This window comes from Achromobacter animicus, from assembly GCF_040775605.1.
In the GTDB taxonomy this organism is placed as follows: Bacteria; Pseudomonadota; Gammaproteobacteria; order Burkholderiales; family Burkholderiaceae_B; genus Achromobacter; species Achromobacter animicus.
Map to the genome: position 1 here is coordinate 3,780,760 of NZ_JAYGJK010000001.1, position 19,978 is coordinate 3,800,737.

Here is a 19,978-nt window from a genome sequence, read left to right on the forward strand (position 1 = left end):
AAAAGCTGAGCCGATATGACTCTCGACCTGCAGACCACCATTGAACAAGCCTGGGAAAACCGGACCAACCTGTCGCCCGTCGACGCCAGCGCCGAAGTGCGCGAAGCCGTCGAGCACACCATCGACGGTCTGGATCTGGGCCGCCTGCGCGTGGCCGAGAAGATCAATGACGACTGGGTCGTGCACCAGTGGATCAAAAAGGCCGTGCTGCTGTCGTTCCGTCTGAACGAGAACGCCATCATGGGCCAGGCGCCCCTGCAGTTCTACGACAAGGTGCCGCTCAAGTTTTCGGAATTCGGCGACAACGCGTTCAAGCAAGGCGGCTACCGCGTGGTGCCGCCGGCCGTCGCCCGCCGCGGCTCGTTCATTGGTCGCAACGTGGTGCTGATGCCCTCGTACGTGAACATCGGCGCCTACGTTGACGAAGGCACCATGGTCGACACGTGGGCCACCGTCGGTTCGTGCGCCCAGATCGGCAAGAACGTCCACCTGTCGGGCGGCGTCGGCATCGGCGGCGTGCTCGAGCCCCTGCAGGCCAACCCCACCATCATCGAAGACAACTGCTTCATCGGCGCGCGCTCCGAAGTCGTGGAAGGCGTCGTGGTCGAAGAGAACTCGGTGCTGGCCATGGGCGTGTTCCTGTCGCAAAGCACCAAGATCTATGACCGCGCCACCGGCAAGATCACGTACGGCCGCGTGCCGTCCGGCTCGGTCGTGGTGCCCGGTTCGCTGCCGTCGGCTGACGGTTCGCACAGCCTGGCCTGCGCCGTGATCGTCAAGCGTGTCGATGCGCAGACCCGCGCCAAGACCAGCATCAACGATCTGCTGAGGGCTTGATGAGCAATTCGGCCGTACTGGATCTGGTCAAGGACCTGATCGCCCGTCCCTCGGTGACGCCCGCGGACGAAGACTGCCAGGCGGCGCTTGCCGCCCGGCTCGAACGCATCGGCTTCACCTGCGAGACCATCGCGCAGGGCGGCGTGACCAATCTGTGGGCCCGGCGCGGCAGCGCCGCCCCGCTGACGGTCTTTGCCGGCCACACCGACGTGGTGCCCCCGGGCCCGCGCGAAAAGTGGAACAGCGATCCCTTCGTTCCTACCGAACGCGATGGCTGGCTGTATGGCCGCGGCGCGGCCGACATGAAAAGCTCGATCGCCGCCTTTGTGGTGGCGGCCGAGGAGTTCGTGGCGGCCCATCCGGACCATGGCGGCTCGATCGCGCTGCTGATCACGTCCGACGAGGAAGGCCCGTCCATCGATGGCACCGCCATCGTCTGCGACGCTTTGAAAGCGCGCGGCGAGCAGCTGGATTACTGCATCGTCGGCGAGCCTACGTCGGGCGACGTGCTGGGCGACACCTGCAAGAACGGCCGCCGCGGCTCGTTGTCGGGCAAGCTCACGGTCAAGGGCATCCAGGGCCACGTGGCCTACCCGCATCTGGCGCGCAACCCCGTGCACCAGCTTGCGCCCGCGCTGGCCGACATCGTGAACATCGAATGGGACCAGGGCAATGAGTACTTCCCGCCCACGACGTTCCAGGTGTCGAATCTGAACTCCGGTACGGGCGCCACGAACGTTGTGCCGGGCGAGGCAGTGGCGTTGTTCAACTTCCGCTTCTCGACCGCCAGCACGCCGGAAAGCCTGAAGCAGCGGGTTCATGCCGTGCTGGACAAGCATGGCCTGGAATACGACCTGGAGTGGGAACTGGGCGGCGAGCCGTTCCTGACCCCGCGCGGATCGTTGACGGATGCACTGGTCAAGGCGATCCATGCCGAAACCGGCGTGACCGCCGAGCTGTCGACCACGGGCGGCACGTCGGATGGCCGCTTCATCGCCAAGATCTGCCCGCAGGTCATCGAGTTCGGTCCCGGCAACGCCACGATCCACAAGGTGAACGAGCGCATCGAGGTCGCCTCGCTGGAACCGCTCAAGAACATCTATCGGCGCACGCTGGAAAACCTGCTGTTGCCCGCATGATGCAGCGCCGGCGGGATGCAAGTCCCGCCGCGCGATCTTTTTAGCCCCCCTCCCGGGGGCGTTTTTCCGTTTTCCCCCTGGGGCGGTGAATTGAATGCCTGATACGAACGCAACCTCCCGCGAAGAACTGCAGACCGTGCGCGACCTGATCCGCTACGGCGTGTCGCGCCTGAATGGCGCCCAGGTCTCGCTGGGACACGGCAGCGACAATGCCTGGGACGAGGCGGTCTACCTGACACTGCACGCGCTGCACCTGCCGCTGGACACGCTGGATCCGTTCCTGGATGCCCGAGTGGTGCGCGAAGAGCGCGAGCGCGTCCTCGACCTGCTGGACCGCCGCGTGACCGAGCGCGTGCCCGCCGCCTACCTGACCAACGAAGCGTGGCTTCGCGGCCATCGGTTCTACGTCGACAAGCGGGTCATCGTGCCGCGCTCGCCCATCGCCGAGCTGTTGGACCAGGGGCTGTCGCCGTGGGTGCAGGATGCGCTGGCGGTCGAGAACGTGCTGGACATGTGCACCGGCTCGGGCTGCCTGGCGATCCTGTCGGCGCTGGCCTTTCCCTACGCGCACGTGGACGCCGTGGATGTTTCCGCCGACGCGCTGGAAGTCGCCCGCCGCAACGTCGACGACTACGGGCTTTCCGATCGCCTGGACCTGCACGCCAGCAATCTCTTCGACAACCTGCCCGCGCGCGAATACGACGTGATCGTCTGCAATCCGCCCTACGTGAACAGCGGTTCGATGCGCGCCCTGCCCCAGGAGTATCTGCACGAACCGCAACTGGCGCTGGCCGGCGGCGACGACGGCATGGACCTCGTGCGCCGCATCCTGGACGCCGCGCCACGCTACCTGTCGGAAAACGGCGTGCTGGTGCTGGAAATCGGCCACGAGCGCGATTTCTTCGAGGCCGCCTTCCCGCAGCTTTCGCCCGTCTGGCTGGACACCGAGGAAGCCTCGGACCAGCTTCTGCTGCTTACCCGCGAGCAACTGAGCCTGTGATACGCGCCTCTGGATTGACCCTGCGCCGCGGCACGAAAGTGCTGCTGGACGGCGCCGAATTCGTTGTAAACCCCGGTGAACGGGTCGGCATCGTAGGCAAGAACGGCGCGGGCAAGTCCTCGCTGTTCGCGCTGCTGACCGGCGCGCTGGACCTGGACGCCGGCACCTTGTCGCTGCCCGCCGGCTGGCGCATCGCCAGCGTGGAGCAGGAACTTCACGCCGACGACCGCCCTGCCCGCGAGTTCGTCATCGACGGCGACACGCACCTGCGCGCGTTGCAGGCGCAGCGCGCGACGCTGTCCGACGACCAGGGCACGCAGATCGCGGAAGTGGAAGCCGCGTTGGTGGAAGCCGGCGCCTGGAGCGCCTCCTCGCGCGCCGAGCAACTGCTGGCCGGCTTGGGCTTCAAGCCTGCCGAATGGACGCAGCCCGTCGAGAGCTTTTCCGGCGGCTGGCGCATGCGTCTAGCGCTGGCCCGCGCGCTGATGGCTCCGTCCGAATTGCTGCTGCTGGACGAGCCCACCAACCACTTGGACCTGGACGCCATGTTGTGGCTGGAGAAGTGGCTCGGCGCCTACGAAGGCACCGTCATGCTGATCTCCCATGACACCGAATTCCTGGATGCCGTCGCGCGGTCCATTCTGCATTTCGACCATGCCAAGCTGACGCGGTATCGCGGCGGTTATGGCGACTTCCTGACGCAACGCGCCGAGCGCCTGCGTCAATCCAACATTGCCTATGAGCGCCAGACGCGCGAGACGGCCCGGCTGCAAGGCTTCATCGACCGCTTCAAGGCCAAGGCCTCCAAGGCCAAGCAGGCGCAGAGCCGCGTGAAGGCGCTGGCGCGCATGCAGGTGCTGGCGCCGCTGCAGGCCGAAGCGGGCATCGACATCCGCATTCCGTCACCCGAACAGGTGCCCGATCCGCTGATGACGCTGGAACACCTGTCCGCGGGCTACACGGACGCCGAAGGCAACGCGGTGCCCATCCTGCGCGACGTGACGCTGATGGTGCGCGCCGGCAGCCGCGTGGGCGTGTTGGGCGCCAACGGGGCAGGCAAGAGCACGCTGATCAAGACCCTGGCCGAAGAGATCCCCGTGCAGGCGGGCGAGCGTCGCGCCTCGCGTGGCCTGGCTATCGGGTATTTCCACCAGCACCAGCTGGACATGCTGGACGTGGACAGCACGCCGATCGCGCACCTGGCCCGCCTTGCGCCCGAGGCGCGCGAGCAGGAGCTGCGCAATTACCTTGGGGGGTTCGGGTTTTCGGGCGACACGGTCACCAGCAAGGTCGGCCCGATGTCGGGCGGCGAAAAGGCGCGGCTGGCGCTGTCGCTGATCGTCTGGCAAAAGCCCAACCTGCTGCTGCTGGACGAACCCAGCAACCACTTGGACGTGGAGACGCGCGAGGCCCTGGCCACCGCGCTGGCGGACTTCGGCGGCAGCATGCTGCTGGTGTCGCACGACCGGCACCTCTTGCGGACTACGGTGGACAGCTTCTGGATCGTGGCGGACGGTGCGGTGCGCGAGTTCGACGGCGACCTTGAGGACTACCGCGACTGGCTGGCCGCGCGCAACGCGGACGAGCGGGCCGAGGCGCGTGAAAACGCTGAAAGCAGCGGCGAGCCTGTCGTGGATCGCAAGGCGCAACGCCGCGCCGAGGCCGAACAGCGGCAACGCCTGTCTGCACTGCGCAAGCCGCTGGAGTCCAAGCTGGCCAAGGTCGAAACCGAGATGGAAAAGCTGCGCGGCAAATTGGCCGCCCTGGATGCGGTGATCGCCGATCCGGACCTGTATTCCGACGCACGTCGCGCCGAACGTCAGAAGGTCATGGCGGAACATGGCGAACACGGCAAGCGGATGGGGGAACTGGAAGAGCAGTGGCTTGAGCTGCAAGGCTCGCTGGAAGAGATAGACCAGAGCGAAGCCTGATCCAAATGAAATCGGCCCCAATCCGGGGCCGATTTCTTTGGGCTTGAGCGTGCCGCGCGCTTGCGTGGGAAGCGCTGGGCGCGCGCCTGCCGTTACGAGTACGGACGCTCGCGCAGGCGGGTATGGTTGTCGATTACCGTGTCGATGACTTCGCGCAGGATGGTTTCAGCCAGATCGGGCGGAACGCCCGCTTCCAGCGCCAAACGGCGGATGCGCTCGACCTGCTGGGCTTCGCGCTTGGGATCGACCAGGTCCATGCCGTGGTTGGTCTTGAGTTCGCCGATCATGTCGGTGCAACGGAATCGCACGCCAAGCAGCAACATGATCTGCTGATCGATCTCGTCGACTTCGGCGCGCAGGGCCGCCAGCTCGGCTTTGGGGGAATCGTTGGTAGCCATATGTAGTCAACCCTGAACAATGTCGAGCTTGGCGATGCCCAGCGCCAACGTTTTGGCGCCTACGTCGCGGAAGTGGATTTCCGCCTGTGCGTCCTGACCCGCGCCGCTCAGACCGATGATGGTGCCGTCGCCGAAACGCGCGTGACGGACGCCCTGACCCACACGATACTGCTTGTCGCCCACCGTGACGCCGGTTGCGACGCCACGGGGTTGACGCGGCGCAATGGTGTTGGTCGGCTTGCGGCCGAAGGCATCGCCCCGGTTGCCGCCACCCCAGCCCGCGCCCGTGGCGCTGATCGGCGCCAGTCCAGCCTTGGGCGTCAGCCACTTCAGATGCTGCTCGGGAATTTCGTCCAGGAAGCGCGAGCGCATCGCATAGCGCGTCTGGCCATGCAGCATCCGGCTTTGCGCCAGGCTGATGTACAGGCGCTGGCGCGCGCGGGTGATCGCCACATACATCAGGCGGCGTTCTTCTTCGAGGCCGGCGGGCTCGAGGATGCTGTTCTCGTGCGGGAACAGTCCTTCCTCCAGACCGGTGATAAACACGGCGTCGAACTCCAGGCCCTTCGCGGCATGCACCGTCATGAGCTGGACGGCGTCCTGGCCTTGTTGGGCCTGGTTGTCGCCGGCCTCGAGCGCCGCATGTGACAGGAACGCGGCCAGCGGCGTCAGGTTGTCTCCCGCAACCGCCGGCGCGTCCACCACGCCCGGCATGAGCGTCGACGACGTGTCTTGATCGGGCACCACGCCGGCGGGCATGCCGTCGTAGTTTTCCTCGGACGCGAACACGGCCGCGGCCGTGATCAGTTCGTTCAGGTTCTCCAGCCGCTCGGCGCCTTCGCGCTCGGCCTTGTAGTGCGCATTCAGGCCACTGGCTTCGAGCATGTGCTCGACCATTTCGGGCAGCGGCAGCTCGCGCGTTTCTTCGATCAGACGATGAATCAGTTGCGCAAACTGCGCCAGATTCGAACCGCCCTTGCCGCCGACCAGCGCCACCGCGCCATACAGGCTGGTGTCATGCTGCCGGGCGGCGTCGGCCAACTGCTCGAGCGTGCGCGCCCCGATGCCGCGCGTCGGGAAGTTGACCACCCGCATCCACGACGTGTCGTCGTGCGGATTGGCCATTAGGCGCAGGTAGGCGAGCGCGTGCTTGATTTCCTGGCGTTCAAAGAAGCGCAGGCCGCCGTAGACCTTGTACGGAATGCCGGCGGAAAAGATGGCGTGTTCGATGACGCGCGACTGCGCGTTGCTGCGATACAGCACGGCGATTTCGCGGCGGTCGCTGCCTTCGTGGATGAGCGAACGGATTTCGTCCACGATCCACTGCGCTTCCATGCCATCGGACGGCTGTTCGATGACGCGGACCGGCTCGCCTTCGCCCTGGTCGGTCCAGAGATTCTTGCCCAGGCGGCCCGAGTTGTGACCGATGAGCGCGTTGGCCGAATCCAGGATGTGACCGTAGGACCGGTAGTTCTGCTCCAGGCGGATGACGGTGCCATGCGCGTAGTCGCGCTCGAAGTCGGCCATGTTGCCGACGTTCGCGCCGCGGAACGCGTAGATGGACTGGTCGTCGTCGCCCACGGCAAAAATGGCCGCGCCGCCGCCGGCCAACAGGCGCAGCCACTTGTACTGCAGCGTGTTGGTGTCCTGGAACTCGTCGACCAGGATATGACGGAAGCGGCGCTGATAGTGTTCGCGTACGGGCGCGTTGCGCGACAGCAGCTCGTAGGCACGCAGCAGCAGCTCGGCGAAGTCGACCACGCCTTCGCGCTGGCACTGGGCTTCGTAGAGCTGGTAGATCTCGATCAGGCGGCGGCGATGGGCGTCGTAGGCTTCGACGTCCGGCGGACGCAGGCCCTCTTCCTTGGCGCCGTTGATGAAGCGCTGCACATCGCGGGGCGGGTACTTTTCGTCGTCGACGCCGTTGGCCTTCATTAGGCGCTTGATGGCCGCAAGCTGGTCCGTGACGTCGAGGATCTGAAAGCTCTGGGGCAGACCGGCGTCGCGATGATGCGCGCGCAGCATGCGGTTGCACAGGCCGTGGAACGTGCCGATCCAGAGGCCGCGCGTATCGATCGGCAGGATCGCCGACATGCGCGCCAGCATCTCGCGGGCGGCCTTGTTGGTGAACGTAACCGCCAGCAGCCCAAAAGGCGAAGCCTGGCCGGTTTGAATCAGCCAGGCCATGCGGGTGGTGAGCACCCGGGTCTTCCCGCTGCCCGCCCCGGCCAAGACCAGGGCGTGCTGCGGTTCTAACGTTACTGCGGCGCGTTGTTCAGGATTTAGCTTCTCTAGCATCATGCCGCGTAGCGGCGCAGATGTTGAGCGAACTGCTCAAGCCCAGCGATGCCGCTTTGCTGGGCGCGCTGGCACCAGGCCTGCAGGTCGTGAAGAAGCTGTTCGCTGCTGGCGCTGGAGCTTTCCCAGATGCGGCCGAGTTCGCGGCGCATCTGCACCAGCGTCGACAGCGACTTGTTCTGGGCGATGGCCTTGTCCACGGCAGCCAGTTGCTCGGGCTGCAGGATATCTTCGTTGCGATGGATGGCGCGACGCACGCTGTGCAGCTTGGTGTAGCCGCATTCGGCGTTGCCTTCCTGACGCGAAGCCTTCAGCTTGGCGAGTTCTTCGCGGGCGGCGCTCTTGATCACGTCCGCATAGCGGGCCATGACTTCGTAGCGGTGCGTGATCACGCCTTGCAGCGTGCGCAGGTCGATGCCCGTGCGGGAGTCGTCCAGCTTGAGCTTGGGCGCAACCTTTTTGATCTTGGCCAGGCCAAAGAACTTCAGGATGTTGATGTAGCACCAGCCGATGTCGAACTCGTACCACTTGGCCGAAAACTTGGCCGACGTGCCGTGAGCGTGGTGGTTGTTGTGCAGCTCTTCGCCGCCGATCACGATGCCCCACGGGAACACGTTGGTGCTGGTGTCCGGGCTGTTGTAGTTGCGGTAGCCCCAGAAGTGGCCGATGCCGTTGACGACGCCGGCGGCCCAGAAGGGAATCCAGGCCATCTGGACAGCCCAGACCGTGACGCCGATCGCGCCGAACAGGGCGACGTCGATGGCGAGCATGGTCAGCACGCCCCACAGGCTGTGCTTGCTGTAGACGTTGCGCTCGAGCCAGTCGTCAGGCGTGCCGTGGCCGAACTTGGCCATGGTTTCCTTGTTGTTCGATTCTTCGCGGTACAGCTCGGCGCCGCGGAACAGAACCTTCCAGATGCCGAACAGCATGGGCGAGTGCGGGTCACCTTCCTTTTCGCATTTGGCGTGATGCTTGCGGTGAATAGCCACCCATTCCTTGGTGACCATACCGGTCGTCATCCAGAGCCAGAAGCGGAAGAAGTGCATGACAGCCGGATGGAGATCCAGACCGCGGTGCGCTTGGCTGCGATGGAGAAAAACCGTGACCGCAACAATCGTGATGTGCGTCACGACCAAAGTGAAAACGACGATCTGCCACCAAGTCGCTTGGGTCAGGCCGCCGGCAATGAAGGAGAGGATGTAATCCATAAAGCTGTTATGAGCCTCGCATGAGAAGGTGGCTGAAAGTTTAGCGTACCTTAGCCGTCTGATGACAATCTAGTTTCAAAATAGTTATTGAGAGAAATCAAGGACTAAGGCGCGGTTTTGAGCCAAAAAGCCGCCCTGCGAGCGCTTTGAGCGCGCGCAGAGGCTTTACTTGTGCGGTTGCGGCGGCTTTACCCAGAGGGGGACGGCCTGAAAATCGCAGTCGCACCGGGTTTTGGCACCATTTGGCGTTTAAAGTTCCAGTCAGGCAAACCCGCAGTCTTGAAGGCGCCACGATACCGGGGCACACTGCACCCCGTTCCGCCCGCCCACTGTCTCTTTTCTCCCACGAATGTCGCCCACCACAATGCGTCACCGTTTTTTAACCGTCTTGGCCGCGCTCGGTGTGGCGATATCCGCCCCGGCTTCAGCGCAAACGCTCAAGTCTGGGGACGTCGCCGTCCTGGCTTCCTACTATGAGATCCGCGGGTCGGACTGCCTGGCGCTGCGGGCGCCGCGCGTGTCGATCACCCAGATGCCGACGCTGGGCAAGGCCACCATCCAGCAGACACGCGGGCAGTCCAATAATTCCGGGCGCTGCGCGTACAAATCGGTGCCGGTGGCGCAGATTGTCTACCAGGCCGACCAGCCGGGTTCCGATACCCTGTCCTGGGAAGTGAAGTACCAGAACAAGACCATCGGAACCCGCCGCTACAGCGCAACGGTGGGCGTTACGCCGGGTCCTTGACCGCGGTTTCCGTTTCTTTGACGTCAGAAGCTTTTACTTCGGCTTCCTCGACGGCGGTTTCCTCGGCAGTATCGGTCTGAGCGTCGGCGCCCGCTTGGGCTTCGGCCTCAGCGCCATCGGCCGCGTCGATCTGGTCGTCCTCGTCGGCGAGGTTGGCTTCAGCAGCCTCGGCGGCATCCGTCCCGGCGCCCTTCTTCTTGCGTTCGAACACAGCGGCAAAGAAGCCGTCGGTGCCGTGCAGATCCGGACGCAGTTGCACGTACGGGCCTTCCAGTTTCAGGGACTCGCAACGGGCGCCCAGGATTTCGGCGGCATCCACACGTTCGAAGTCCGGATGGCTGGCCAGGAAGCGGTCAGCCTGGACTTCGTTTTCCTCGGCCAGCAGGCTGCACGTGGCGTAGACCAGGCGGCCGCCGGGCGCAACGCAGCGCGCGGCGCTGTTCAGGATGCGTTCCTGGAGCTGCCCCAGTTCCGCCAGCGCCTCGGGGTGCTGGCGCCACTTCAGGTCCGGATTGCGGCGCAGGGTGCCGATGCCGCTGCAAGGCGCGTCGACCAGCACGCGCTGGGCTTTGCCGGCCAGGCGCTTCACACGGGCGTCGTTCTCGTTGTCGATCACCACCGGGACCACATTCGAGAGGCCGCTACGGGCAAAGCGCGGCTTGGCGCGCGCCAGGCGGGCCGCCGAGACGTCGAAGGCGTACAGCCGGCCGGTCGACCGCATCAGTGCGCCCAGCAGCAGCGTCTTGCCGCCGGCGCCTGCGCAGAAATCGATGATCATTTCGCCACGGCGCGGGGCGACCAGCAGGGCCAGCAGCTGGCTGCCTTCGTCCTGGACCTCGATGCTGCCGTTTTCGAACTGGGGCCACCGGTTGATGGCGGGGCGGCCTTCCATCCGGATGCCCCAGGGCGAAAACGGCATGGCCGTGGGCTCATACCGGCCCGCGCCTTGTTGCAGTTCCGCCAGCATGGCGTCGCGCTCGGCCTTGAGCGGGTTCACGCGCAGGTCCAGGCTGGCCTGGCGGTTCAGGGCTTCCACCAGCGTTTCGGGGCTTTCCATGGCGCTCAGGCGCTCGTCCAGCCAGTCGGGGATGCTGCCGCGCACGGCACGGGGCAAGGTCGCGACGTCGATACGCGTCACGCGCTGCAGCCACTCTGCCTCGGCGGCGTCCATGCCCTCCTGCAGGAACTCGGCGCCCAGGGTCGCGTTCAGGCCCAGGATGGCAAGACGGCGCGACGCGGGGCCGACACCGCTTTCGCCGTACTGGCGGTAGCGGCGCAGGTGGCGTAGCACGTCATACACGGCCTCGGCGACTTCGGAACGGTCGCGCGCGCCCAGGTTCGGGTGATGGCGTAGCCAGTGCGAGAGCGCGGCGTCGGCCGGATAGGTCCATTGCAGGATTTCGCCCAGCACGCGCTGCACCTGATCGATGCGGATGGCCGCGTGCGACAGGCGGGGTCGATTGGACTGGGGCTTTTGCGGGGCGTGATCGCGCTCGCCGCCACGCGAGTCGCCGCGCTGGCCGCCGAAGGAGGAGCGGGCATCCGAACGTCCCTGCTCTTCGCGACGGTCCTGGCCGTACGGATTGCGTTCACCGCCTCGGCTTTCGCTGCGATCCTGTACATACGAACCGCGTTCGCCGCCACGGGCACCGCCGCGATCTTGTCCATAGGAGCCGCGACCTTCGCCTCGCTGGCCGCCGAACGACGAGCGCGAGTCCGGGCGTCCCTGACCTTCACGGCGGTCCTGGCTGTAAGAACTGCGTTCGCCGCCACGGCCTTCGCCGCGATCCTGGCCGAAGGAGCCGCGACCTTCGCCGCGCTGGCCACCGAACGACGAGCGCGAGTCCGCGCGTCCCTGACCTTCACGGCGGTCCTGGCTGTACGAACCGCGTTCGCCGCCACGGCTTTCGCCGCGATCCTGGCCGAAGGAGCCGCGACCTTCGCCGCGCTGGCCGCCGAACGACGAGCGCGAGTCCGGGCGCCCCTGACCTCCACGGCGATCCTGGCTGTACGACCCGCGTTCGCCGCCACGGCCTTCGCCGCGATCCTGACCAAAGGAGCCCCGGCCTTCGCCACGCTGGCCGCCGAACGACGAGCGGGAGTCCGGGCGTCCCTGGCCTTCACGGCGGTCCTGGCTGTACGAACCGCGCTCGCTGCCTCGGCCTTCGCCGCGATCCTGTCCATAGGAACCACGCCCTTCGCCACGCTGACCGCCAAACGACGAACGCGAATCCGGGCGTCCCTGCCCTTCGCGGCGGTCCTGGCTGTACGAACCGCGTTCGCTGCCGCGCCCTTCATTGCGCTGTCCGCCAAACGACGAGCGGGAGTCGGGGCGGCCCCGGCCCTCGCCGCGGTCCTGGCCATAGCCGCCGCGATCGCTCGTGCGCTCGTCGCGCGCGCGGTCGCCGGATTCGGCCCGGTCACGCGGCGCCGGTTTGCGGGCGTCGCCCTTGGGACGCGAGAAAAAAGACCGGCCGTCGCGGCCTTCCGAGGCGGCGCCGAAGGAGCCGGCCGGGCGGGAACGCGGGGATTGGGGTTTAGTCATGGTGTATTCCAGTAGGGCGGAAGCGTTCCGCCCGAAAAATGCTTTTCAGGGCCGTTCAAGCGGCCGGCGACCAGGAAAAAAGGCGCACGGGGTCGCCCTGGACGGCCACGCGGTGATCGTTTGTCAGGGTAACCCGGCCTTCGGCAAGCCAGCGAACGGCAGCCGGAAAGGCCTGGTGCTCGACGGCCAGCACGCGCTCGGCCAGCAATTCAGGCGTGTCGCCCGCCAGGACCGGCACGCAGCCCTGGGCGATGATGGGCCCGTGGTCCAGCACCGGGGTGACGAAATGCACCGTGCAGCCATGCACGCGCACGCCGGTGGCCAGCGCCTGCGCATGGGTGTGCAGGCCGGGGAATGCGGGCAGCAGCGAGGGGTGGATGTTGACCAGACGGCCGGCGTAATGATTGACGAAGCCGGGCGTCAGCACGCGCATGAACCCGGCCAGGATGACGTAGTCGGGCGCATAGCGATCGATTTCGGCGGCCAGCGCGGTATCGAAGGCTTCGCGGCTGGCGTAGTCCTTGTGATACAGGGCCGCTGTGGGAATGCCCTGCGCGGCGGCCCATTCGAGGCCGCCGGCGTCGGGACGGCTGGCGATCACGGCGGCGATTTCCGCCGGCCAGTGTTCGTCGCGGCAGGCCTCGGCCAGCGCCTGCATGTTGCTGCCCCGCCCCGAGATCAGGATGACGAGGCGGCGCTTAATAGAAGAAGTTTCCGGCAAGATGAACAATTCCAAGGGAAAACGGGCGGTTCCGGTCCCGAAATCAGGCGCGCGCCCTGCGCACGCCGTGCCCGCAAAGGCGGCTGAGCACCCCCTGCGGGCGGGATACGAACAAACCCGTAATCCAAAATTGTAAACTCTCGCTCGTGAAACCATCGCTGCGCATCTACCGATCCCTGCCCCCGCCCGAACGGCGCGCCCCTTGCGCGCTGACAATCGGCAATTTCGACGGCGTCCATCGCGGGCACCAGGCCATGCTTGCCCGCGTCTGCCAGGTGGCCCGCGAACGCGGGCTGACGCCGGCCGTGATGACGTTCGAGCCGCACCCGCGGGAGTATTTCGCCACCCTCAACCAGCGTCCGGAACTGGCGCCGACCCGCATTTCGGGGTTGCGCGACAAGCTGGCCGCGCTGGCGCGCTACGGCATATCGCAGGTCGTGGTCGAGCGGTTCAATGCCCGGCTGGCTGAAATGTCGGCCAACGCCTTCATCGAGCACCTTCTGGTGCAGGGCCTGCAGACCAAATGGCTGCTCGTGGGCGAAGATTTTCGCTTCGGGCACAAGCGCAGCGGCGATATCGACCTGCTGCGCGAAGCCGGCATGGTGCATGGCTTCGAGGTCCAGACGCTGGCGGACGTGACCGACCGTCAAGGTCACCGCATTTCCAGTTCCGAGGTGCGCACCGCGCTGGCCGTGGGCGACCTGGAACGCGCGCGCCATCTGCTGGGCCACCCGTTCCATATCAGCGGGCACGTGATCCACGGCCAGAAGCTCGGCCGCACGCTGGGCTATCCCACCATGAACCTGCGTGTGGCCGAACGATGCGCCGCGCGGTCGGGCATCTACGTGGTGCAGGTTCATGGGCTGGCCGACCGCGCACTTCCGGCGGTGGCGAGCCTGGGCGTGCGCCCGACGGTCGAGGACCGCGGCAGAGTGCTGCTTGAGTCACACCTGCTCGACGAGTCCGTCAACGCTTACGGTAAACTCGTACGCGTTGAATTCCTGCAAAAGCTGCGGGACGAAGAAAAATTTCCTGATCTCCCTTCCCTGACTGCCGCCATCGCCGAAGACGCGCGAAACGCGCGCGCCTATTTTGCCGTTCATGGACTATAAAAAGACCCTCAACCTGCCCGATACCCCCTTCCCCATGCGGGGCGACCTCGCCAAGCGCGAGCCCGCCTGGATTGCGCAATGGGAGGAAAACCACGTCTACCAGGCGATCCGTGCGGCCAGCCGCGGCCGGCCGCGCTTCGTGCTGCATGACGGCCCGCCCTATGCGAACGGCGACATCCACATCGGCCACGCGGTCAACAAGATCCTGAAGGACATCATCGTCAAGAGCCGCAACATGGCCGGCTATGACGCGCACTACGTGCCGGGCTGGGACTGCCACGGCATGCCCATCGAGATCCAGATCGAAAAGAAGTACGGAAAGCACCTGCCCGTGGCGGAAGTGCAGTCCAAGGCCCGCGCCTACGCCCTCGAACAGATCGATCGCCAGCGCAAGGACTTCAAGCGCCTGGGCGTGCTGGGCGAGTGGGATCGTCCGTACATGACGATGAACTACAGCAACGAGGCCGACGAGATCCGTGCGCTGGGCCGCATCCTGGACAAGGGCTACGTGTTCCGTGGCCTGAAGCCGGTGAACTGGTGTTTTGACTGTGGCTCGGCGCTGGCCGAGGCTGAAGTCGAATACGCGGATCGCGTGGATCCCGCCGTCGACGTCGCGTTCCCGTTCGCCGACCACAAGCGGCTGGCCCAAGCCTTCGGCCTGGATTCGGTGGACGACGGCGCCATCGTGATCTGGACGACCACGCCCTGGACCATTCCGTCCAACCAGGCGCTGAACGTCCATCCCGAAATTGAATACGCGCTGGTGCGGGTCACTTCGGCTGCCACGCCCAAGTTCGGTCCCCTGCTGCTCATCGCCAAGGAACGCGTCGAAGCCTGCCTGAAATCGTGGGACCTCGAAGGCGAAGTCATCGCGACGGCGCCCGGCGAGGCCCTGTCAGGCATCGAGTTCCGACATCCGCTGGCGCAGTTCAACGCCGCCTACGATCGCAAGGCGCCCGTGTACCTGGGCGACTACGTGACGGCAGACTCCGGCACCGGCGTGGTGCACTCGGCGCCGGCTTACGGTATCGAAGACTTTGTGTCGTGCAAGGAGCACGGCATGAAGGACACCGACTTCATCAGCCCGGTGATGGGCGACGGCAAGTACGTGGACAGCCTGGCGCTTTTTGGCGGCCTGTCGATCTGGGACGCAAACCCCAAGATCGTCGAAGCGCTCAAGGAAGCCGGCGCGCTGATGCACGTCGAAAAGCACAAGCACAGCTATATGCACTGCTGGCGCCACAAGACGCCGATCATCTACCGCGCGACCAGCCAATGGTTCGCGGGCATGGATGTCGCGCCCAAGGACGGCAGCCCGACCCTGCGCGAATCGGCGCTGGCCGGCATCGACGCCACGGCGTTTTACCCCGCCTGGGGCCGCGCCCGTCTGCATGCCATGATCGCCAACCGTCCGGACTGGACCCTGTCGCGCCAGCGCCAGTGGGGCGTCCCGATGGCGTTCTTCGTGCACAAGGAAACCGGCGAACTGCATCCGCGCACGTCCGAATTGCTGGAACAGGTGGCGCAGCGCGTCGAACAGGGCGGCATCGAGGCCTGGCAGGCGCTCGATCCCCGCGAGCTTCTCGGCGACGAAGCCGACCAGTACGAAAAGAACCGCGACACGCTGGACGTATGGTTCGACTCGGGCAGCACGCACGCCACGGTGCTGGGCGGCAAGGACGGCGAATTCGCCGGTTCGCATGGCGCTGAACTCGCCTGGCCCGCCGACCTCTACCTGGAAGGCTCGGACCAGCATCGCGGCTGGTTCCATTCGTCGCTCCTGACCGGCTGCATGCTGTACGGCCAGCCGCCCTACAAGGCCCTGCTGACGCACGGCTTCGTGGTGGACGGCCAGGGCCGGAAGATGAGCAAGTCGGTTGGCAACGTGATTGCCCCGCAGAAGGTCTCCGATTCCCTGGGCGCCGAAATCCTGCGCCTGTGGGTGGCCTCCACCGACTACTCGGGTGAGCTGTCGATCTCGGACGAGATCCTCAAGCGTGTGGTGGAAGGCTATCGCCGCATCCGCAACACCCTGCGCTTCCTGTTGGCCAACCTGGCCGACTTCGACGCCGTGTCGCAATCGGTGCCTTACGGCGAACTCTTCGAGATCGACCGCTACGCGCTGGCCATGACGGCGCAGATGCAGTCGGAAGTACAGGCCAACTACGAACGCTACGATTTCCATCCGGCCGTCTCGCGGTTGCAGACGTTCTGCTCGGAAGACCTGGGCGCGTTCTACCTGGACATCCTGAAAGATCGCCTCTACACGTCGGCCCCCGACAGCCGCGCCCGCCGCTCGGCGCAGACGGCCCTGCTGGACATCACGCAGACGCTGCTCAAGCTGATGGCGCCCATCCTGTCGTTCACGGCGGAAGAGGCCTGGAAGGAACTGGTTGCCTCCGCCCTGAAGAACCAGGCCGACGCAGCCCGCGCCACGATCTTCACCGAGGTCTATCACGTGCTGCCGCCGTTTGCGGACGCCGATGCCCTGACCGCCAAGTGGACGCGCCTGCGCGCCATCCGCGCCGAGGTCCAGCGCAAGCTGGAAGAAGTGCGTACGGCGGGCGATATCGGTTCGTCGCTGCAGGCCGAAGTCGACCTGTACGCCAACGGCGAAGACCAGCAACTGCTGGCCAGCCTGGGCGACGACCTGCGCTTCGTCCTGATCGTCTCGCGCGCCGCGGTGCACGCGGGCGAAGGTGACACCCGCATCGAGGTCACGCCGTCGGCCCACAAGAAGTGCGAACGTTGCTGGCACTGGCGTCTTGACGTCGGCCAGGACGCCGATCATCCCGAGATCTGCGGCCGCTGCGTGTCCAACCTGTTCGGCTCGGGCGAAGCCCGCGACAAGGCTTGAACATGGCCCGCCCCGCCGAACCCGGAGTGACGGGCACCGCCCCCGCCCGCGCCGCGCCCGCACGCGTGGGTGGCTGGCTGGCGCTGGCGTTGCTGATCATCGTGCTGGACCAGTTGACGAAGGTCTACTTCAACACGTCATTCCAGTACGGCGAGCGCGTCAACATCCTGCCCTTCTTCGACTTCACGCTGGTGTTCAACCGCGGCGCCGCCTTCAGCTTCCTCGCTTCCGAAGAAGGCTGGCAGCGCTGGCTGTTCACCGGCCTCGGTGTCGTGGCGGCGGTGGTCATCGTGTGGATGCTGCGCCGCACGCACGGCCAACCGCGTTTCAGCCTGGCGCTCACGCTCATCCTGGGCGGCGCCATCGGCAACGTCATCGACCGCGTGGTGTATGGCCACGTGGTGGACTTTCTGCTCTTCTACTGGAACGACTGGCAGTTCCCCGCTTTCAACATTGCGGACGTCGGTATCACCTGCGGCGCCGTGCTGCTGGTGCTGGACGAACTGCTTCGTGCCCGCAAGCCGCAAGCGTGACGAGACAAGGGGGGGGGCAACGCCCCCCCCTTTTTTCACCGCCTTTTTGCAGTGCCTCTTTGCAACGCCTTTTCGAAGCGCCTGTTTGCGCCCCCATTCAGCGGCCCTCTTTGCGCCCCTTTCTGCTTTCGTCAGGCCTACCCCATGCTGCGCCTTCCGCGGCTTTCGTCCGGTTTGATGCCCCCTCTAATGCATGACGAACGGCGCATTGCGGCAATGCAGAATAAAATCCCTCTCACTTCCACGATTACGCGGCGCTAACCCGCCGCCCCGTCCTCATGCTCGATCTCGCCCGCAAACGCATCGTCCTCGGTCTGACCGGGGGCATCGCCTGCTACAAAATCGCCGAGCTGGTGCGGCGCATGACCGAACAAGGCGCCACGGTGGACGTGGTGATGACCGAGGCGGCCACGCACTTCATCACGCCGGTCACCATGCAGGCACTGTCGGGCCGACCCGTGTTCGTGGACGCCTGGGATGCGCGCGTGCCCAACAACATGGCGCACATCGACCTGACGCGCGGGGCGGACGCCGTGTTGATCGCGCCCGCCAGCGCCGACTTCATGGCCAAGGTGGCACACGGCATGGCCGACGACCTGTTGTCCACGCTGTGCGTGGCCCGCGCCTGTCCGCTGCTGGTGGCGCCCGCCATGAACCGCGAAATGTGGGCTAACCCCGCTACGCAGCGCAACGTCGAAACCCTGCGCGGAGACGGCGTCACCGTGCTGGGCCCCTCGGCGGGCGAACAGGCCTGCGGCGAAACCGGCGACGGCCGGATGCTCGAAGCCCATGAGATCCTGACCGACCTGATCGCCTTCTTCCAGCCCAAGCTCTTGGCCGGCCGCCACGTGCTGCTGACCGCAGGCCCCACCTCTGAACCCGTGGACCCGGTGCGTGTGCTGAGCAACCGGTCTTCCGGCAAGACGGGCTATGCACTGGCGCGCGCCGCCCGCGAGGCCGGCGCCCGCGTCACCCTCATCACCGGTGCCACATTCCTGCCCATCCCGCGAGGCGTAACCGCCCTGCCCGTCACCACCGCGCGCCAGATGCACGACGCCGTGATGGCCAGTGTGGGCGATGCCGATATCTTCATCGCCGTCGCCGCCGTGGCCGATTGGCGCGTCAAGAACGTCAGCACGCAGAAGCTGAAGAAAACCAGCGAAGGCGGCGGCGCGCCGCTGATGGAATTCGAACCCAATCCGGACATCCTGGCCGAAGTGGCCAAGCTCGAAAATGGCCCCTGGTGCGTGGGCTTTGCCGCCGAAACGGAAAAGCTGGCCGAGCACGCCGAAGCCAAGCGCACGCGCAAAGGCATCCCGCTGCTGGTCGGCAATCTGGCGCACAAGGTCATGGACGCCGACACCACCGAACTGGTGCTGTTCGACGCGCAAGGCACACACCCGCTGCCCGCCGGCAACAAGCTGGATGCCGCGCGCCGTCTCATCGCGGAGATCGCGGCGCGCATGCCGGCCTGACGCGGTGGCGCATTGCCGCGCGTCATGCTCCGACAAGCCGCCGCCTCTTCTCCGGCGCTCCAATAAAAAACGCCAGGCCCTCTCGGGTCTGGCGTTTTGCTTTGCAGCGGTTCAAGCCGCTTGCGGCGCCTTACTGCTCCAGGCTGATGTTCGCGGCCTTGACGATGTCCGCCCATTGCTTGCGGTCGTTTTCAAGAAACTCGCTGAACTTCTCGGGCGTCATGCCGGTGACGGGCTCCGAACCCAGGCCGGCCATCTTCTCGATCAGCGCGGGTTGCTTCAGCACGTCCTGCAGTGCGGCGTAATAGGCGGCCAGCACGTCGGCGGGCAGACCGGCGGGCGCGAACACGCCTTGCCACGTCGGCATGTCAAAGCCCTTCAGGCCTTGCTCGTCCAGCGTCGGCACGTTGGGCAATTGCGCGGCGCGCTTGATCGACGCTACCGCAATTGCCTTGACCTTGCCTTGCGACGCCAACGGCGCAGCGGTCGAGATGTTGTCCATCGTCATGGCGATGTGGCCGCCGAGCAGGTCGGTGATCACGGGCGCGGCGCCGCGGTAGGCGGCGTGCGGCACCTTGACGCCCAGCTTGTACAGCATGGTCTCGGCGATCAGGTGGTTGGAGATGCCGACGCCCGCGGTGCCGTACGTGGCCGTCGGCGTCTTCTGGAAATATTCCTTCAGTTCGGCCAGGTTGTTGGCCGGCACGTCCTTGTTCACGATGACCACATTGGGCTGCACTGCGGCCAGCGTGATGGGCGTGAAGTCGGCGGGCTTGTAGTTCGTGCCCTTGGGATTCAGGACATGGGTGATGGCCATGGAACCGGCCGCGGCGATACCGATGGTGTAGCCGTCGGCGGGCGCCTGGCTCAGGCGGTACGCCATGATGTTGCCGCCGGCGCCGGCCAGGTTCTCGACGACGACCGGTTGGCCCAGGCGGGCCGACAGCGGCTCGGCCAGCAGGCGGGCCAGCGTATCGGCCGAACCGCCCGGCGCGAAGCCCACGAGCAGGCGCACGGGTTTGGCGGGCTTCCAGGCGTCGGCGGCATACGCCGAAGTGGCCGACAGCGCGGCGACGGCGAATAGAGCGCCAGCGGCGCGGTGCAAGGTACGGCTGATCATAAAAAAACTCCCAACGATTGATTGACGAAGTCGGCTTCGTCTCCTCTCGCCGCTCGCCC

16 protein-coding genes are annotated in these 19,978 nt (G+C 66.0%); 10 read left to right on the top strand and 6 right to left on the bottom strand.

All coding sequences use genetic code 11. From position 1 onward, the window contains the following. Positions 1 to 15: 15 nt before the first annotated feature. The 4 genes from dapD (at position 16) to AB3147_RS17315 (ending at position 4,907) form a co-directional block, all read left to right on the top strand. Complete coding sequence (dapD, locus tag AB3147_RS17300) at positions 16 to 837, top strand: 2,3,4,5-tetrahydropyridine-2,6-dicarboxylate N-succinyltransferase (protein ID WP_175123430.1); 822 nt, start codon at positions 16 to 18, stop codon at positions 835 to 837. Beyond that, on the top strand, positions 837 to 1,976 hold the full coding sequence (dapE, locus tag AB3147_RS17305) for a succinyl-diaminopimelate desuccinylase (RefSeq protein WP_175123431.1): 1,140 nt from the start codon (positions 837 to 839) through the stop codon (positions 1,974 to 1,976). The genes dapD and dapE overlap by 1 nt, the downstream gene beginning before the upstream one ends. A gap of 94 nt (positions 1,977 to 2,070) precedes the next feature. Then, complete coding sequence (gene prmB, locus AB3147_RS17310; RefSeq protein WP_175123432.1) at positions 2,071 to 2,976, top strand: 50S ribosomal protein L3 N(5)-glutamine methyltransferase; 906 nt, start codon at positions 2,071 to 2,073, stop codon at positions 2,974 to 2,976. Further along, the gene (locus AB3147_RS17315; RefSeq protein WP_367352563.1) at positions 2,973 to 4,907 is read left to right on the top strand and encodes an ABC-F family ATP-binding cassette domain-containing protein; all 1,935 of its coding nucleotides are present in this window, start codon (positions 2,973 to 2,975) and stop codon (positions 4,905 to 4,907) included. Before prmB ends, AB3147_RS17315 begins: the two co-directional genes overlap by 4 nt. A 92-nt stretch (positions 4,908 to 4,999) precedes the next feature. Here the strand turns inward: AB3147_RS17315 and AB3147_RS17320 are convergent, their stop codons facing one another. From AB3147_RS17320 to AB3147_RS17330, 3 genes are read right to left on the bottom strand one after another with little or no spacing between them, the layout of a single operon-like run. Further along, positions 5,000 to 5,305 (bottom strand): chorismate mutase, encoded by a 306-nt coding sequence (locus tag AB3147_RS17320; protein ID WP_175123434.1) that lies wholly within the window; start codon positions 5,303 to 5,305, stop codon positions 5,000 to 5,002. A gap of 6 nt (positions 5,306 to 5,311) precedes the next feature. Further along, positions 5,312 to 7,606: a UvrD-helicase domain-containing protein gene (locus AB3147_RS17325; RefSeq protein WP_191575584.1), complete on the bottom strand. Its 2,295-nt coding sequence runs from the start codon at positions 7,604 to 7,606 to the stop codon at positions 5,312 to 5,314. Continuing rightward, entirely contained in the window at positions 7,603 to 8,739 is a 1,137-nt protein-coding gene (locus AB3147_RS17330) for a DesA family fatty acid desaturase (RefSeq protein ID WP_370633069.1), read from the bottom strand. The genes AB3147_RS17325 and AB3147_RS17330 overlap by 4 nt, the downstream gene beginning before the upstream one ends. Here AB3147_RS17330 and AB3147_RS28290 point away from each other — a divergent pair. Together AB3147_RS28290 and AB3147_RS17335 are read left to right on the top strand one after the other, a co-directional pair. Then, positions 8,659 to 8,835: a hypothetical protein gene (locus AB3147_RS28290; protein WP_370633070.1), complete on the top strand. Its 177-nt coding sequence runs from the start codon at positions 8,659 to 8,661 to the stop codon at positions 8,833 to 8,835. The two genes, AB3147_RS17330 and AB3147_RS28290, sit on opposite strands and share 81 nt — an antisense overlap. Before the next feature lie 340 nt (positions 8,836 to 9,175). After that, a complete protein-coding gene (locus tag AB3147_RS17335; protein WP_367352564.1) occupies positions 9,176 to 9,556 on the top strand; it encodes a hypothetical protein in 381 nt (126 codons plus the stop codon). Here AB3147_RS17335 and AB3147_RS17340 read toward each other — a convergent pair. Both AB3147_RS17340 and purN read right to left on the bottom strand, forming a co-directional pair. Then, on the bottom strand, positions 9,540 to 10,967 hold the full coding sequence (locus tag AB3147_RS17340; protein ID WP_367353551.1) for an RsmB/NOP family class I SAM-dependent RNA methyltransferase: 1,428 nt from the start codon (positions 10,965 to 10,967) through the stop codon (positions 9,540 to 9,542). The genes AB3147_RS17335 and AB3147_RS17340 overlap by 17 nt on opposite strands. Positions 10,968 to 12,156: 1,189 nt before the next feature. Next, complete coding sequence (gene purN, locus AB3147_RS17345; RefSeq protein ID WP_175123438.1) at positions 12,157 to 12,822, bottom strand: phosphoribosylglycinamide formyltransferase; 666 nt, start codon at positions 12,820 to 12,822, stop codon at positions 12,157 to 12,159. A 146-nt stretch (positions 12,823 to 12,968) separates the two neighbouring features. On the opposite strand from purN, the gene AB3147_RS17350 reads away from it, so the two are divergent. From AB3147_RS17350 to coaBC, 4 genes are all read left to right on the top strand, one after another. Next, on the top strand, positions 12,969 to 13,934 hold the full coding sequence (locus AB3147_RS17350) for a bifunctional riboflavin kinase/FAD synthetase (protein ID WP_175123439.1): 966 nt from the start codon (positions 12,969 to 12,971) through the stop codon (positions 13,932 to 13,934). Further along, positions 13,924 to 16,791: an isoleucine--tRNA ligase gene (gene ileS / locus AB3147_RS17355; protein ID WP_175123440.1), complete on the top strand. Its 2,868-nt coding sequence runs from the start codon at positions 13,924 to 13,926 to the stop codon at positions 16,789 to 16,791. The genes AB3147_RS17350 and ileS overlap by 11 nt, the downstream gene beginning before the upstream one ends. Before the next feature lie 2 nt (positions 16,792 to 16,793). Continuing rightward, positions 16,794 to 17,324 carry a signal peptidase II gene (gene lspA, locus AB3147_RS17360; RefSeq protein WP_218344749.1) on the top strand — a complete coding sequence of 177 codons (531 nt, stop codon included), beginning with the start codon at positions 16,794 to 16,796 and terminating at the stop codon, positions 17,322 to 17,324. Between the two features lie 278 nt (positions 17,325 to 17,602). Further along, the gene (coaBC, locus tag AB3147_RS17365; RefSeq protein ID WP_175123442.1) at positions 17,603 to 18,799 is read left to right on the top strand and encodes a bifunctional phosphopantothenoylcysteine decarboxylase/phosphopantothenate--cysteine ligase CoaBC; all 1,197 of its coding nucleotides are present in this window, start codon (positions 17,603 to 17,605) and stop codon (positions 18,797 to 18,799) included. Positions 18,800 to 18,929: 130 nt separating this feature from the next. Here the strand turns inward: coaBC and AB3147_RS17370 are convergent, their stop codons facing one another. Further along, on the bottom strand, positions 18,930 to 19,919 hold the full coding sequence (locus AB3147_RS17370) for a Bug family tripartite tricarboxylate transporter substrate binding protein (RefSeq protein ID WP_175183823.1): 990 nt from the start codon (positions 19,917 to 19,919) through the stop codon (positions 18,930 to 18,932). Positions 19,920 to 19,978 lie beyond the last annotated feature (59 nt).